Annotated in this window: 18 protein-coding genes; 5 read left to right on the top strand and 13 right to left on the bottom strand. The window is 73.1% G+C overall.

What is annotated here, in order from left to right:
- Window positions 1-2: 2 nt before the first annotated feature.
- Both ligD and G567_RS0109680 read left to right on the top strand, forming a co-directional pair.
- Window positions 3-1049 carry a non-homologous end-joining DNA ligase gene (ligD, locus tag G567_RS0109685; RefSeq protein ID WP_037056537.1) on the top strand — a complete coding sequence of 349 codons (1047 nt, stop codon included), beginning with the start codon at window positions 3-5 and terminating at the stop codon, window positions 1047-1049.
- Between the two features lie 144 nt (window positions 1050-1193).
- The gene (locus G567_RS0109680) at window positions 1194-1430 is read left to right on the top strand and encodes a hypothetical protein (RefSeq protein WP_028929823.1); all 237 of its coding nucleotides are present in this window, start codon (window positions 1194-1196) and stop codon (window positions 1428-1430) included.
- Window positions 1431-1463: 33 nt separating this feature from the next.
- Here G567_RS0109680 and G567_RS0109675 read toward each other — a convergent pair whose 3' ends face one another.
- The 13 genes from G567_RS0109675 to G567_RS0109615 all read right to left on the bottom strand — a co-directional run bounded on the left by G567_RS0109675 (window position 1464) and on the right by G567_RS0109615 (window position 11041).
- Entirely contained in the window at window positions 1464-2444 is a 981-nt protein-coding gene (locus G567_RS0109675; RefSeq protein ID WP_245585601.1) for a glycine betaine ABC transporter substrate-binding protein, read from the bottom strand.
- A gap of 62 nt (window positions 2445-2506) precedes the next feature.
- The gene (locus G567_RS0109670) at window positions 2507-4087 is read right to left on the bottom strand and encodes an alpha/beta fold hydrolase (protein WP_028929821.1); all 1581 of its coding nucleotides are present in this window, start codon (window positions 4085-4087) and stop codon (window positions 2507-2509) included.
- A 69-nt stretch (window positions 4088-4156) separates the two neighbouring features.
- Window positions 4157-4930 (bottom strand): 3-hydroxybutyrate dehydrogenase, encoded by a 774-nt coding sequence (locus tag G567_RS0109665; protein ID WP_028929820.1) that lies wholly within the window; start codon window positions 4928-4930, stop codon window positions 4157-4159.
- Window positions 4931-4975: 45 nt separating this feature from the next.
- On the bottom strand, window positions 4976-5605 hold the full coding sequence (locus tag G567_RS0109660) for an alkaline shock response membrane anchor protein AmaP (RefSeq protein WP_154667133.1): 630 nt from the start codon (window positions 5603-5605) through the stop codon (window positions 4976-4978).
- Complete coding sequence (locus G567_RS0109655) at window positions 5602-6165, bottom strand: DUF6286 domain-containing protein (RefSeq protein ID WP_028929818.1); 564 nt, start codon at window positions 6163-6165, stop codon at window positions 5602-5604. The genes G567_RS0109660 and G567_RS0109655 overlap by 4 nt, the downstream gene beginning before the upstream one ends.
- Before the next feature lie 20 nt (window positions 6166-6185).
- Window positions 6186-6593, bottom strand: coding sequence for an Asp23/Gls24 family envelope stress response protein (locus G567_RS0109650; protein ID WP_245585600.1), 408 nt, complete (start codon window positions 6591-6593; stop codon window positions 6186-6188).
- Window positions 6590-6769, bottom strand: a complete 180-nt coding sequence (locus G567_RS0109645; RefSeq protein WP_028929816.1) for a hypothetical protein — start codon at window positions 6767-6769, stop codon at window positions 6590-6592. The genes G567_RS0109650 and G567_RS0109645 overlap by 4 nt, the downstream gene beginning before the upstream one ends.
- Window positions 6770-6785: 16 nt before the next feature.
- A complete protein-coding gene (locus G567_RS27880; protein ID WP_037056532.1) occupies window positions 6786-7037 on the bottom strand; it encodes a hypothetical protein in 252 nt (83 codons plus the stop codon).
- 37 nt (window positions 7038-7074) lie between these two features.
- The gene (locus tag G567_RS0109635) at window positions 7075-7563 is read right to left on the bottom strand and encodes an Asp23/Gls24 family envelope stress response protein (protein ID WP_028929815.1); all 489 of its coding nucleotides are present in this window, start codon (window positions 7561-7563) and stop codon (window positions 7075-7077) included.
- Window positions 7564-7674: 111 nt separating this feature from the next.
- A complete protein-coding gene (locus tag G567_RS0109630; protein ID WP_245585599.1) occupies window positions 7675-8403 on the bottom strand; it encodes a pyrimidine reductase family protein in 729 nt (242 codons plus the stop codon).
- Window positions 8404-8417: 14 nt separating this feature from the next.
- On the bottom strand, window positions 8418-9272 hold the full coding sequence (locus tag G567_RS27875; protein ID WP_051232685.1) for a (2Fe-2S)-binding protein: 855 nt from the start codon (window positions 9270-9272) through the stop codon (window positions 8418-8420).
- Between the two features lie 149 nt (window positions 9273-9421).
- Window positions 9422-10417 carry an inorganic phosphate transporter gene (locus G567_RS0109620; protein ID WP_028929813.1) on the bottom strand — a complete coding sequence of 332 codons (996 nt, stop codon included), beginning with the start codon at window positions 10415-10417 and terminating at the stop codon, window positions 9422-9424.
- Window positions 10418-11041 carry a DUF47 domain-containing protein gene (locus G567_RS0109615; RefSeq protein WP_245585598.1) on the bottom strand — a complete coding sequence of 208 codons (624 nt, stop codon included), beginning with the start codon at window positions 11039-11041 and terminating at the stop codon, window positions 10418-10420.
- A 118-nt stretch (window positions 11042-11159) separates the two neighbouring features.
- On the opposite strand from G567_RS0109615, the gene G567_RS0109610 reads away from it, so the two are divergent.
- From G567_RS0109610 to G567_RS0109600, 3 genes are read left to right on the top strand one after another with little or no spacing between them, the layout of a single operon-like run.
- A complete protein-coding gene (locus G567_RS0109610; RefSeq protein ID WP_028929811.1) occupies window positions 11160-12143 on the top strand; it encodes an aldo/keto reductase in 984 nt (327 codons plus the stop codon).
- A 52-nt stretch (window positions 12144-12195) separates the two neighbouring features.
- Complete coding sequence (locus G567_RS0109605) at window positions 12196-13536, top strand: FAD-binding oxidoreductase (RefSeq protein ID WP_028929810.1); 1341 nt, start codon at window positions 12196-12198, stop codon at window positions 13534-13536.
- Window positions 13533-14765 carry an SAM-dependent methyltransferase gene (locus G567_RS0109600; RefSeq protein ID WP_037056529.1) on the top strand — a complete coding sequence of 411 codons (1233 nt, stop codon included), beginning with the start codon at window positions 13533-13535 and terminating at the stop codon, window positions 14763-14765. Before G567_RS0109605 ends, G567_RS0109600 begins: the two co-directional genes overlap by 4 nt.

Here is a 14765-nt window from a genome sequence, read left to right as displayed (position 1 = left end):
GCATGACGGCCAAGACGGTGGTGCAGCTGACGGTGCCGGGCCCGGACGGCAACCGCACGGTCCGGCTGTCCAACCCGGACAAGATCTACTTTCCGGAGCGGGGCATCACGAAGCGGGAGGTCGTCGAGTACTACCTGGCCGTCGCCGAGCCGATGCTGCGCGTGCTGCTCGACCGGCCCACCAACCTGAAGCGCTTCCCGGACGGGGTGGAGGGCGAGCCGTTCTTCGCCAAGCGGGTGCCCAAGGGCGCCCCGTCGTGGGTGCGGACGGCGACGGTGACGTTCCCGAGCGGGCGGACCGCCGAGTCGGTGGCCCCGAGCGAGCCCGCCGTGATTGCTTGGGCGGCCAACCTCGGCACCCTGGACTTCCACCCGTGGCCGGTCCGCCGGGCCGATCCGGACCGCCCCGACGAGCTGCGCATCGACCTCGACCCGCAGCCGGGCACCGGTTTCGCCGAGGCCGTCGAGGTCGCGGCGGCGCTGCGCGAGGTGCTCGACGAGGCCGGGCTGATCGGCTGGCCCAAGACCTCCGGGGGGCGTGGCGTGCACGTGTCCGCCCGGATCCGCCCCGATTGGACCTTCATCGAGGTGCGCCGGGCGGTGATCGCGATCGCCCGTCGGCTGACCGAGCGGATCCCGGATCGGGCCACCGTGGCGTGGTGGAAGGAGGAGCGCGGCGAGCGGGTGTTCCTCGACTACAACCAGGCCGCCCGAGACCGCACGATCGCGTCGGCATGGTCGGTGCGCGGGCTCCCGCGGGCCACCGTGTCCATGCCGGCGACCTGGGAGGACCTGCCGTCGGTCCAGCCGGAGGACTTCGACCTGCGCACCGTGCCCGGGCTGCTCGCCGAGCGCGGTGACCCGCATGCCGCGATGGACATCGCGATCGGCGGGCTGGAGACCGCGCTGGACTGGTACGCCGCCGACGAGCGCGACCGCGGTCTGGGGGAGCTGCCGTACCCACCCGAGTATCCGAAGATGCCCGGCGAGCCGATGCGGGTGCAGCCCAGCCGCGCGCGCCGACCGTCCCCGGAGAACACCGCCGAGTGAGCGCGGCGCTGCGCGGGCAGACCTGCCGGTGCGGCGGTGCGTCCGCCCATTAGCACCGTCTCGAATCGTCGCGGGAAGGGGTGGTGCTTGCTACCGTACGCAATTGTCTGACTACTCTCGGCGGCCCGAGCCGAGAGGAGCACGATGAGTCTGGTGGCGGTCCTTGCGGGTATGCCGGATCTGTTGGAGCGCACGCTCTCCGAGCACGTCCCGGATGGACGCGGGTACTGCAGGGAGTGCCGCGGCCCCTCGGGGGTCTCCGCCACCTGGCCCTGTCTGATGCGGGAGGTCGCCGCCGAGGCGCAGAGCCTCCGGACCGGCGACCTGCCCGTCACCCCCCGCAGCGGCCGCCACCGGCCGCTGCGCGCCGTTCCCAGCTGACGCCCGGCGCCGGCGAGAGCCGGCGAACCACGCTCAGCCCGCCCCGATGAACCCCTTGTCCGACAGCCAGGCGCGGACCACCTCGCGCGGCTGCCGGTCGCCGGCCCAGACCTGCCGGTTGAGCTCGGAGATGGCCGACTCGTCAAGGGCCGCGGCGATCGGGGCGAAGACCTCGGCGATCTCGGGCGCCTTGGCGTAGGCGTCCTCGTGGATGGTGACGGCCGCGTTGTACGTGGCGTGGTAGCTCTTGTCGTCCTGCAGCACCCTCAGCTGCAGCGCGGCGACGCGGCCGTCGGTGGTGAAGACCTCGCCGAACAGGCAGGGATCCCGATCGGCCGTCGCCTGGTAGATCGCGTCGGTGGGCAGCGTCCACACCCGCTCCGGCGGGACCTGGAAGCCGTAGGCCTGCTCGAGCCCGCGCAGGCCGTCGGCGCGGTTGGCGTACTCGGTCTCGACGCAGAGCGCGCCCGGCCGCCCGGAGCTCAGGTGGTGCGCCATGTCCGACAACGTGGTGAGATCGAGCTCGGCGGCCGTCCGCTCGTTGACGGCGAACCCGTAGGTGTTGTTGAACGGTGCGCGCGGCAGCCACCGGATCCGGTTCTGCGCGAGGTCGCGCTGCGACACCAGGTCGAACAGCGTCTGCGCGTCGGGGACCTGCTCGGTCTGCTTGAAGAATCCGGCCCAGGCGATACCGGTGTACTCCCAGTAGAGCTGGATGTCCCCGGCCAGCAGGGCGTTGCGGGTCGCGTCCGTACCGCCGATGTTGCAGCGCTCGATGACCTCCGCGTTCACCGATTCGAGGGCGGCCACGGCGATCTGGCACAACACCAACTGCTCGTCGAAGTTCTTCCCGCCGACGACATAGCGCTGGCCCGCAAGGTCGAGCCGGGCGGCGAGCCCGTCGGCGGGCGCAGCCGGGGCGCTGCCGGGCGCGCCACAACCGGCGAGCGTCAGGACGGCGCCGGCCAGCACCGCGGCGATCCGCCGCACACCCCGGCGTGACGCGAGCTTCACGATCCGCATCACATCAGATACCGGCCCGGCGAACGAGTGCTCGGACCACGGGACAGGGGCGGCTATGGCGGGCAGACGGTACCGGTCTGCGGCACCATCCCGTCCACCAGCATCCGGTCGACGATGCCGGAGATGCACGGCGTGCGCGGGTAGGCCCCGGTGCCCGAGCCCTGCCAGCCGGCGAACCGGGCCGTCCGCAGGCTGTCGGCCGCACGCTTGGCACCGGCGAGCGGGGCCCGCGGGTCATGGGCGGTGCCGAGCACCAGGATCGGCGGGGCTTCGGCGGCCGGTCCCGTGGCGGGCCCGGCCGGCGCGGCCGGCCACGGGGCGCAGGCCAGCAAGCGCAGCGCGAACGTGCCGCCGAAGAGCGGGTACTCGGCACTCCATCGCGCGGCCAGCTGGCCGACCTCGGGCGGGGTGAGCCGGCGGTGCGCGTCGTTGCAGGAGGTCGCCAGCTCGGCGTCGAAGCGGCCCTGCGAGCCCGCCACCGGCTCGAACATCGCCAGCAACGCGTCCGGGTCACCGTGCACCGCCTGCCCGAGCGCGGTGGCCAGCTGGGGCCACCCGCGGGGTTCGGAGAGCGCGGCGAGCAGAGCGTTGACGGTGATCCCCGCGGTGAGCCTGCGCCCGTCGGCGGTCGCGAGCGGCTGGGCGCGCAGCCGCTCGACGAGCGTGGTCACCGCCCCGCGCGGGTCGGGACCCAGCGGGCAGGTCCCGGTGGCGGTGCAGGTCGTCGCGAACGCGTCGAACGTCTCCTCCGCGGCGCCCGCCCGGGCCTGGCTGAGCTCGGGCTGGTCGAGCGCGGGGTCGAGCGGGCCGTCGAGGACGAGCCTGCCGACGGCCTCGGGATGCGCGTTCGCCCAGCCGGCCAGTGCCGCGGCCCCGTCCCCGACCCCGATCGCCGAGAGCCGCCGCACCCCGAGCGCGCCGCGCAGCTCCTCGATGTCCGCGGCCGTGCTGGCCGTCCGGTAGCTCCCGATCTCCCCCGCGAGGAGCAGGTAACAGCTCTGCACGATGCCGCGGGCCTGCTCGAGCAGCGCGGTCAGCCCGTCGTCGGTGCCCGCGCCGCGATCGGCGTCGATGAGCGCGGCGCGGGCCACCGGTGGGGCGCAGTCCAGGGCGTCCACGCCGGAGCCGCGCCGGTCGAGGCCGACGAGCCGGTACCGGGCCAGGACCTCGGGGGAGACCTGGGTGGCCAGCCGCGCGGCGTGGCGGGCCGAGGGGTCGGTGCCGGTGTCGCCGACGACGAGCAGGGGAGGGCGGGTGGCGGGCGCATCGGCCGCGCCGGCCTGGACGACACCGAGCCGGGAGCGGCCGAGACCGGGCTGATCGGGGTCGGTGGGCACGCTGATCTCCCCGCACTCGATGCGCAGCGCCCCCGTCGCGGGCGCCCCGATGCCGAGTGCGGTGAGCGTGTCGGCGGTGCAGTCGGCGAACGGGATCGTGGCGTGCTGCGCTTCGGGGACCGGTAGCTCCTCGGACGGCTGGGCCGGCGCCGTGGCGGTCACCGAGGGCGGGGGCGGCACGGTCTCCCCGCGGACCGCGACGGGCGGGCGCTGGGACGGACCGACGGTGCACCCGGCCAGCACGGCGACCACCAGGGACAGCCCCACCAGCAGGGCGCGTTGCGGTGCGGGTGACACGCGCCCGCTCCTCCTCTCACCGACGCCTCGGCCCATGCTGGCGCATCCGGGGTGTGGCCCTGGTGAACCTCAGCGCGCGGTCCAGCCGCCGTCCTGGGACAGCGAGGTGCCGGTGACGGAGGCCGAGGCGGGACCGTAGAGCAGGGCCGCGAGCTCGGCGACCTCGTCGGGTTCGATCAGCCGCTTCACCGCCACCGGGGTGAGCATGATCGACTCAATGACCTCGTCCTCGTCGATGCCGTGCACCCGCGCCTGGTCGGCGATCTGGGCCTCGACCAGCGGTGTCCGCACATAGGCCGGGTTGATGCAGTTGCTCGTGACACCGTATGGGGCACCCTCGAGCGCGGTCACCTTGGACAGGCCCTCCAGGCCGTGCTTCGCGGTGACGTACGCAGACTTGAACGGGCTGGCGCGCAGCCCGTGGGCGCTGGAGATGTTGATGACCCGCCCCCAGCCGCGCTCGTACATCGTCGGCAGGGCGGCGCGGATCAGCCGGAACGGCGCCTCCAACATGATCGTGAGGATCTGGCCGAAGACCGCCGGGTCGAACTCCTGGATCGGCGCGACGTGCTGCCGCCCCGCGTTGTTGACCAGGACGTCGACCCCGGCGGGCAGCGCGTCCACGGCGTCGAGGTCGGAGAGGTCGCACACCACCGGCTCCACCTCGCCCGCGGCGCCGTCGGCGTCGCCGGCCAGTGTCTTCAGCCTCGGCCCGTCGAGGTCGACAGCGGTGACGGAGGCGCCGTCGCGCGCGAGCCGCCGGGTGATGGCCGCCCCGATCCCGCTGGCGGCCCCGGTGACCAGAGCCGTCCTTCCCGCCAGCGGCAGGTGATTCCGCGTCATGTCCGGAACGCTACGGCGTGTCGGGGGCCACGGCCCGGGCACCTCTCACGCCACCCGTGGACCTCCGTCACCGCGGTCGAGCTCCAGCCGCACCGCGACCGGGAGATCCGCGACGCCGAGGCAGGCGCGCGCCTCGGCGACGACCTCGGCGTCGAGGCGCCGGCAGACCTCGGCGACGTCCGCGTCCTCGGCGAGCCACAGCGTCACCCGCAGCGCGGGCACCCGGGCGTCGCCGACGAGGCGGGCGCGGGCCCTGGCGACCCCGGGCAGTGTCTCGGCCGCGCCGGCCACGGCCCCGGCCGCGGCCGGCGCCGTGATCACGATCGCGGTGTCGGGGCCGCCGTCGAGCACCAGGTCGGGTCGGTGCTCCGGGCGCAGCGACCGCACGGCCCAGACCAGGCCGAGTGCCGTGAGCAGCAGGCCCGCGCCCAGCGCGATGAGCCGGGCGGGCAGCGGGAACGCCCGCAGGGTGTCCACGACGAGGGGATCGAGCAGCGGGCGGTCGGCGCGACCGGCGCCGAAGACCCCGTAGGACAGCAGCGCGGCCAGGGTGCCGGCGACCAGCAGGAGCAGACCGACCAGCGTCACGAGCGAGCGGTCACCGGCCGTCGAGCGGGTGAGGGCGCGCCGCGAGCGGCGGTGCAGCGCCGCGGGGGCGAGCGTCGGGCGGTTCACCGCGGTCCCCTCCGCGCGCGGGCGCCGACGCTGACCCGTGGCCGGTGCACCAGGGGCAGCTCGTCGAACAGCTGGTCGACCCGCTCCCGCACGTCGCGCCGCAGCGCCGTGAGGTCGCCGGGGGCACCGGGACCGGCGCCGGAGGCCCAGCCCTCGGCGCGGATGGTGACCGTGCGGCCGGAGGCGGTCACGGAGGCGGCGGCGACGTCGTCGGCGGCGCGGACGCGGCGGCCGACCAGCCGGGCCAGCACCCGGGGCGAGGTGACCACCGTGACCCCGGGCGCGGGCTCGGCCAGTCGGATCGCGGCGCGGCGGGCCATGATCCCGATCAGCGCGAGGAGCAGGCCTGCCACCGCGACGCCGATCGCGACGGGCGCCACCAGCTGATGCTGCCAGGTCACCTCCGCCAGCACCGAGCGCCAGCCGGCCCACGGCACGACCAGGCCCGGGCCCGCGGGCGGCCGGGCCCACGCGGCGACGACCTCGATGACCGCGATCGCGCCGACCGCCGCGAGGCCGAGGCCCAGCAGCGGGGCGAGCACCCGCACCAGAGCGCGCATCGGAACCTCTCCTCTCGTCGTCAGCCCAGCCGCGGCGGGGCCGGAAGGCCGCGCAGCCCGGTGACGGTCACGGCCAGGGTGCGCAGCCGGTGCCCGGCCAGCCGCCACAGCTGTTCCTCGACCCGGGTGCGGACAGCGGCGACGACCGCGCGGACGTCGCAGGGATAGCCGAGGGCGAGCTCGAGGCGGACGTCGACCACGGCCGGAGCGCCTCCGCCCGCGCTGATCCGCGCGCTCGCCCCGGTCGTCCCGACGCCGATCCCGGCCACTCTGCGCGCACCGCGCAACGTGCCCGGGACCTGGTCGGCGGTGTGTTCGATGATCTTGCGGAGCACGGTCGGGTGGATGTCGAGGCGGCCGCGCATCTCCGGGCCGGCGGTGGTTACGGAGGTGGCCTCGGAGCGCACGGCGGGCGCGCCGGTGGTCACCGGTCCCGTCCCCGGCCGAGGACACCGCTGAGGTCGAGCTCGCCGTCGAGCACCCGGCCGATCACCAGGCCGAGCGCGCCGACGACGAGGACGATGACGAAGGCGCTGAACCCGCCGAAGGCGCCCGCGGCACCGAGGATGAGACCCGCCAGCAGGCCGGTCTGGGTCGCGTTCATCTGGCTCTCCTGGTTCTCATGGTTGCGGGGTGTCGTCCGTCGCGGCGCTGCGTCGCGCGCGCACCGTGCGGACCAGCGCGATGGCGACCCGCACCGGGAAGGGCAGGTCGGCAGGGCGCTCGGTGGGGGGTGGGTCCGGCTCGCGGTGGGGTCGCTGCGTCTCCCGCAACCGGGCAAGCCCGGCCGCGAACACGGCGGGATCCCCGCCGCGGTCCGGGTGGTGCTCGCGCAGGAAGGCTCGGTAGGCGGCGCGTTCCTGCGGGTTCACCGGCCGGTCGCCGGGCCGGGCCCGCCCGCCCGCGTCCTCATTCGACCCGGGACGCAGGAGTGGCCGGGGCCTCCTCGACGTCATCGGTGGGCAGGTGGATGTCGTTGACGGCGATGTTGACCTCGATGACCTCGAGGCCGGTCATCCGCTCGACCGCGGTGATCACGTTGCGGCGCACCGCGCGGGCGAGCTCGACGATCGACGCGCCGTACTCGACGATGATGTCGAGGTCGATCGCGGCCTGTTTTTCGCCGACCTCGACCTGGACCCCGGCGATATTGGCCGCACCGGCGCCGCCGCCGGGAATCCGCTCGCGGATCGCTCCGAAGGCGCGGGACACCCCGCCGCCCATGGAATGCACGCCGGCGATCTCGCGGGCCGCGATACCGGCGATCTTCTGCACGACCATCGCCGCGATCGTGGTGCGGCCCAGCGCGGTGTCCTCGGCCAGCCGCGCACCCGATCCCGCGGCGGGTACCGAACGCGGGGTGGCGGTGGGGGTCGTCGGTGGCGTGTTCTCGGTCATCTCGTGCTCCCTCTCGCTGCGGGCGGCCGGTTCCCGGCCGGACACTGATCTGACGTCCGGATCGGCACCGTTCTCACGGGGCATCACCCGGTTGGGGTAGCCGGCCCGGCCCTACCGCAACCGGGTATACCGCAGCAGCAGCACGTCGTCGGCGCGCAGAATGCCGGCCAGCGTCATCGTCCGCGGGTCCGGTGCGGCCACACCCGTTGCGATCCGGGCCGCGGGTCCGGCGACGAGCAACGGTGAGAGGGTCAGGCACAGCTCGTCGACGGCATCGACGGCCACCAGCTCGCCGTGCAGGCTCGGCCCGCCCTCGCACAGCACGCGGTGCAGCCCGCGGCGGCCCAGCTCGCCGAGGATCGTATGCGGGGTGAGCGTCGGGAGCTCCACGACGTCGGCGCCCGCCGCCCGCAACCGCCGCCGGCGTTGCGCGGGGGCCTCGGTGCTGGTGAGCACGATCGGGGGGACACCGGTGTCGGTGAGCAAGCGGCTGTGCGGATCGAGGTTCGCCGAGCCGCTGACGACGGCGATCGGCGGCGGGCCGTCGCGGCCGATGGTCGCCCGGCGGGCGCCCCGGTAGTCCTCGGCGCGCACGGTCCCGGCGCCGACGAGGATCACCTCGGCGAGCCTGCGCAGCAGTCCGAAGACCCGCCTGTCGGCAGCGGAACCGAGCCCCCCGGAGCGCCCGTCGACGGACACGGCGCCGTCGAGGCTGGACACGAAGTTGACCCTGACGAACGGCCTTGTGAGAGCCTCGGGATAGGCGTAGGCGTCCGCGAGCGTCTGATCGTCGAGACGATCGAGGTCGCCCAGATCCCGGGAGCCGGCGGATTGGCGCACCGGCACATCTCACCTCAGCCGGTCGGATCGGCATACCGCTGGGCGCGTTCGGCCGCGGAGGTGCGCGGGCAGGTCACGCACGCCGAGCCGTCCGGTGAGACCTTGAAGTAGAAGCAGCACGAGGCCCGTCGCCGGGACAGGCGGGTTCGGCCGAGGGCGTCGCGGAGGATGTGGACGGTCGACGGACCGGGAAACTCGGGCGTCCCGCCCGGCAGTACCAGCGCGGCCTCCTCGAGCGTCGCGGCGACGGTGACCGGGTCCGGGCACCGGTTGGTGCCGTCGGCCCCGCGCCAGATCCCGGTATCCAATGCGTCGAAGAACGCGCCGAGGCGGGCCCGTCGGGGCAGCGGTGCACCGGGCACGTAGCCGGCCAGGAAGGCGTCGGCGTGCAGGCGGACCTGGGCGCGAAGCACGGCCGCCAGTGCAGTCTCGTCGGGGACGACGGTGGCGGCGGGATCGCCGGCGGCGGGGTCGTCGGGAAGGCACCAGAACCGCTCGTCGAGCAGCGAGGTGCGGTTCGGGACCGGGTTGTCCGGCTCGCGGTGGAAGGCCAGCGCGTCGCGGTCGAGCCGGGGGACCCGCCGGGCGTGCCGGAACAGGGCGGCGCCCGCCAGCCCGGGCACCGCCGCGTACCAGTGCAGGACGTAGGCGGCCGCGGTGGCCGGGTGCGAGGCCCCGTAGCGGCCGGGCAGGGTAGCGGTGGTCGCCCGCTCCCAATCGGCGACGAACGCGGCGTCGACCTGCGAACACCGGGTCCACCCCGGTTCGGAGCCCGCGAAGCCCGGCCCGGTGCGGATGTCGAGCCCCTCGACGGCGGCGGACACCCGGACGGCGGTGTCCGCGAGCGCGGTGCAGACCGGTGTCGTCATGTGGTGAGGCTATCCTTACTTCAAGAGGGTAGGTATGCCTGGTCTACCAAAGGGGATGCCTCACCTCATGGAGGGGGATGTCGATCACCGAGGGTGATCCGGGTGGGCGGCCGGGATCGGGCCTGCCCCCGATCCGGGGGTGGTCGGGCTCAGGTCACGAGCGCGTGGATGAGCCAGAAGGCGAGGGCCCCGGACAGGGCGGCCATCGGGATCGTCAGTACCCAGGCCACCAGGATGTTGCCGGCCACACCCCAGCGCACCGCGGACAACCGTTTCGTGGCGCCGACCCCGAGGATCGCGGAGGTGATCGTCTGCGTGGTCGAGATCGGTGCCGCGAACGCGAAGGCCGTCGTGTAGAGCACCGCCGACGCGGTGGCCTCCGCCGCGAACCCGCGGGGCGGATCGAGGTCGATGATCCGCCTGCCCAGTGTGCGCATGATGCGCCAGCCGCCCGAGTAGGTGCCCAGCGACAGCGCACCCGCGGACACCAGGACGACCCACCAGGGGATCGCGAAGCCCTCGTGGTAGCCGCCGACGACCAGCGCCAGCACGATCACGCCCATCGTCTTCTGCGCGTCCTGCAGCCCGTGACCGAGCGCCATCGCCGCCGCGGAGACCGTCTGCGCGTGCCGGAACCCGCGGGTCAGCCTGCGCGGCCGGCCGCTCCGGAAGATCCACAGCAGCGCGATCATCACGAGTCCGGCCAGCAGGAACCCGACGATCGGTGAGACGACCATCGGGATGATCACCTTCTCCACCACGCCGGACCACTTGACCGACCCCGCCGAGGCCAGCCCGGCGCCGACCAGCCCGCCGATCAGGGCGTGCGAGGACGACGAGGGCATCCCGAAATACCACGTGACGAGGTTCCAGGTGATCGCCCCGATCAGCGCGGCCAGCACCACGACCAGGCCGGATATCCCCTCCGGCGGGGAGATGATGCCCCCGCCTACGGTGGAGGCGACCGAGGTGCCGAGGAACGCGCCGACCAGGTTCATCACCGCCGCCATCAGCAGCGCGGTGCGGGGCGAGAGCGCCCGGGTGGAGACCGAGGTCGCGATCGCGTTGGCCGCGTCGTGAAAACCGTTGGTGTAGTCGAAGACAAGCGCGACGGCGATCACCAGGAGGACCGCGGCGAGCTCCACTCAAGCCTCCTTGACCGCGATGCTCTCGACGGTGTTGGCGACCGTCTCGAATGCGTCGGCGGCCTCCTCGAGGGTCTCGATGATCTCCTTGATCTTGAGCACGGTGAGCACGTCGAGCGAAGTGGTGCCCGGCTGCGGGGCGAGCAGGTCACCGAGCAGGGTGCGATAGATCTCGTCGCCCTCGTCCTCGAGGGAGTTGACGTGCACCCAGTACTCGCGCAGCTGGGCCATCTTCTCCAGTCCCGGCATCGCCTCGGCGGTCGCGACGGCCGCGCGGCGCAGCACCTCGACCTGGACGGCGATGCCTTGCGGGAGGGTGCCGAGCCGGTAGAGCACGATACGGTCGGCGGCCTCCTCCATGGCGTCGATGACATCGTCGAGGGAGGACGCGAGCCGGTAGATGTCCTCGCGGTCGAATGGCGTCACGAACGTCGAGTTGAGTTTGACCATGATCTGGTGGGTCAGCTCGTCGCCGGCGTGCTCGGCATCCTTGACCCGCGCCGCCAGTTCCGGGCGCGCCTCGGGCTCCGCCGCGACGAGCTTGGCGAGCTCGTCGGCGGCCGCGACGATGTTCTCCGCAGCCCGCGTGAACAACGGGTAGAACCCGCGTTCATGAGGCGTCAAGCGAAAAGCCATGGTGCCGAGTAAACAGTACCCGTGCGTGGGTAACAGCGGTGGACACCGTTGCCCGCGTAGGGCCTGGTGAGCTGCGGTGTTGCGTCGGCGAGTGTTGACTGGCCGCATGCGCTATCTCGACGGCACGAACACGACGAAGCGGTACTCGGTGATCGGCCTTGGCACCTGGCAGTTCGGTTCCCGGGAGTGGAACTACGGCGCCGACTACGCCGATCGCGAGGCGGGCCGGATCGTGGCGAAGGCCCGCGAGCTCGGCGTCACCGTGTTCGACACCGCGGAGATCTACGGCTTCGGTCGAAGCGAGCGGATCCTCGGCGCGGCGCTGCGGGCGAGCGGCGGCACCGACGAGGTCGTCATCGCCTCCAAGGTCTTTCCGGTGCTGCCGACCGCGGCGATCGTCCAGCAGCGCGGCGTGGCCAGCGCCCGGCGACTCGGCGTGCGGCGGCTCGATCTCTACCAGGTGCACCAGCCCAACCCCCTCGTCCCCGACTCGACAACGATGCGGGGGATGCAGGCGTTGCGTGACGTCGGCATCGTCGACGAGGTCGGCGTCTCGAACTACCCACTGCGGCGCTGGCAGCGCGCGGAGGTGGCGCTGGGCGCACGGGTGCTGTCGGACCAGGTGCACTTCAGCCTGGTGTCCCGGGCACCGCTGGCCGAGATGCTCCCGTGGGCGCAGCGCACCGGGCATATCGTGATCGCCTACAGCCCGCTGGCGCAGGGCCTGCTGTCCGCCCGCTACGGCCCGTCGAACGCGCCGAGGGGTGGGGTGCGGGCGGCGAACGCGCTGTTCCTTCCGGAGAACCTGACGGCCGCCGCGCCGCTGCTCGACGCGCTGCGCGACACCGCCGCCGCGCACGGTGCGACGCCGGCCCAGATCGCGCTGGCCTGGCTGGTCCATCACCCGAACGTGGTGGCGATCCCGGGGGCGTCGAGCGTGGCGCAGCTGGAGAGCAACGCAGCCGCCGCCGAGATCACCCTGACCGACGACGAGCACCGCGAGCTCACCGTCGTCGCCGAGCGCTTCAACCCGGTGACGGGCGGCGCGGCGCTGCCGAAACTGGTCGCCGCAAGGTGGTCCGCCCGGTGAGTGCGTAACAGTGTTCTAACACTGTTACGCACTCACGGGTATGGTCGGGCGCATGCACGAGATCGCCGCGGCAGAACTGGTGCGACGATTCCGTGCGATGCCGCACGACCAGCCGGTGCGGCTGGGCAAGCGAACGTCCAATCTGTTCCGGTTCGGCACAGCCGCGTCGAATGCGCAGCTGCTCGACACGAGCGCACTGTCGAGCGTGATCACCGTCGACCCGAGCGCTCGCACCGCGACCGTGCAGGGCATGGCCACCTACGCCGTCCTCGTCGACGCCACGCTCGCGCACGGGCTCATGCCGCTCGTCGTCCCGCAGCTCAAAACGATCACTCTCGGCGGGGCGGTCGCCGGGCTGGGCATCGAGTCGACCTCGTTCCGGCACGGGCTGCCGCACGAGTCGGTGCTGGAGATGGACGTGCTGACCGGCTCCGGGGAGGTCGTCACCGCGACCCCGGACGGCGAGCACGCCGACCTGTTCGCCGCGTTCCCCAACTCCTACGGCACGCTCGGCTATGCGCTGCGGCTGGTGATCGAGCTGCAACCGGTGGCGCCGTACGTCAAGCTCACCCACCGCCGCTACGGCGACGCCGCGTCCGCCACCGCCGCGATGACCGCGCTGGCCGACGGCCCGATCGACTTCCTCGACGGCACGGTGTTCGGCGCCGTCGAGCAGTACCTGACCCTCGGGGAGTTCGCCGACGAACCGGCGGCCGGGGCACGGGTCTCCGACTACACGGGCCAGGAGATCTTCTATCGCTCGCTACAGGCGCGCCCGGTCGACCATCTGCGGGTGCGCGACTACATCTGGCGCTGGGACACCGACTGGTTCTGGTGCTCGCGGGCGTTCGGGGTGCAGCACCCGCTGGTGCGCAGGCTCTGGCCGAGCCGGTTCCGCCGCTCCGACGTCTACCGCAGGCTCGTCGCGCTGGACCGCCGCACCCGGTTCAGCGACCGGCTCCACCGGCTGATCGGCGTGCCCGCGCAGGAACCGGTGATCCAGGACGTCGAGATCCCGATCGCGCGGCTGCCGGAGTTCCTCGACGTGTTCCACCGCGAGATCGGCATCTCGCCGGTGTGGTTGTGTCCGCTGCGGCTACGCGGGGAACGCAGCTGGCCGCTGTACCCGATGCAGCCCGGCCAGCTGTATGTCAACGTCGGGTTCTGGTCGACGGTGCCCGAGATACCCGGGCGACCCGACGCGCACAATCGGCTGATCGAGGAGCTCGTCGCGGAGCTCGGCGGGCACAAGTCGCTCTACTCGACGGTGCACTACGACGAGGACGAGTTCTGGGAGCACTACAACGGCGACGCGTACCACGCGATCAAGAGCCGGTATGACCCTGCGCGACGGTTGCCGGGTCTCTACGAGAAGGTGGTGGGGGCTGGATGAGACGGGTGGCGGATCTCATCGGGATGGTGATCGGGGCGAACCCCCCGATCCGGGTCGTCGCGTACGACGGCAGCAAGGCCGGCCCCGACGACGCCGAGGTGGCGCTGCGCATCGAATCGCCGCGCGCGCTGGCCCGGCTGGCGTCCGCGCCGGGCACGCTCGGGCTGGCCCGCGCCTACGTGACCGGTGAGATCGAGGTCGAGGGCGACATCTACGCTGCGATCGACGCGCTGGCCGACGTCACGCTCAACTCGATTCCCCGGTCCGATCAGCTGCGGGTGGCCGCCCTGATGCTGCCGATCTGGCTCCGGCACCGGCCCGCCCCGCCCGATCTCGAGGCGCGCCCGCGGGGGCGCAAGCACTCCAAGTCGCGCGACAGCCAGGCCATCGCCCATCACTACGACGTGTCCAACACGTTCTACGAGTACGTGCTCGGACCGTCGATGACCTACACCTGCGCGTGCTACCCGACGGCCGGGTCGACGCTGGAGGAGGCGCAGACCGCCAAGCACGAGCTCGTCGCGCAGAAGCTCGCGCTGGCGCCGGGGATGCGGCTGCTCGACGTCGGCTGCGGCTGGGGCGGGATGGTCATGCACGCCGCCGCCGAGCACGGGGTCCGGGCGCTGGGCGTGACGCTCTCGCGCGGCCAGGCCGAATGGGCGCAGGCCGAGATCGAACGCCGTGGGCTGGAACGGCTGGCCGAGGTCCGGCACCTGGACTACCGCGACGTCGCCGAGACCGATTTCGACGCCGTCAGCTCGATCGGGCTCACCGAGCACATCGGACGGGAGAAGCTGCCGTCGTACTTCCGGTTCCTGCAGAGCAAGCTGCGCCCGGAGGGCCGGCTGCTCAACCATTGCATCACCCATCCGTGGACGGTGCGCCAGCGCAACGTCGACCCGTTCATCGGCCGGTACGTCTTCCCGGACGGCCAGCTGGTGTCGGTGGGTCATCTGGTCACGGTGATGAACGACGCCGGGTTGGAGATTCGCCACGAGGAGAACCTGCGCGAGCACTACGCCGCCACCCTGGCGGCCTGGGGCGCCAACCTGGAGGAGCGCTGGACGGCCGCGGTGGCCGAGGTCGGCATGGCCCGGGCGCGGGTCTGGCGGCTGTACATGGCGGCCAGCAGGCTGGGGTTCGAGCGCGACAACATCCAGCTCCACCAGATGCTGGGCGTCAAGCTCGGGGCGGCCGGCCGGTCGGGCTTCCCGCTGCGCGGCTGGTAG

This window comes from Pseudonocardia asaccharolytica DSM 44247 = NBRC 16224, from assembly GCF_000423625.1.
Taxonomy (GTDB): domain Bacteria; phylum Actinomycetota; class Actinomycetes; order Mycobacteriales; family Pseudonocardiaceae; genus Pseudonocardia; species Pseudonocardia asaccharolytica.
Note: the sequence above shows the minus strand (reverse complement) of the source record. Positions and strands in the feature narration are given on the sequence as shown.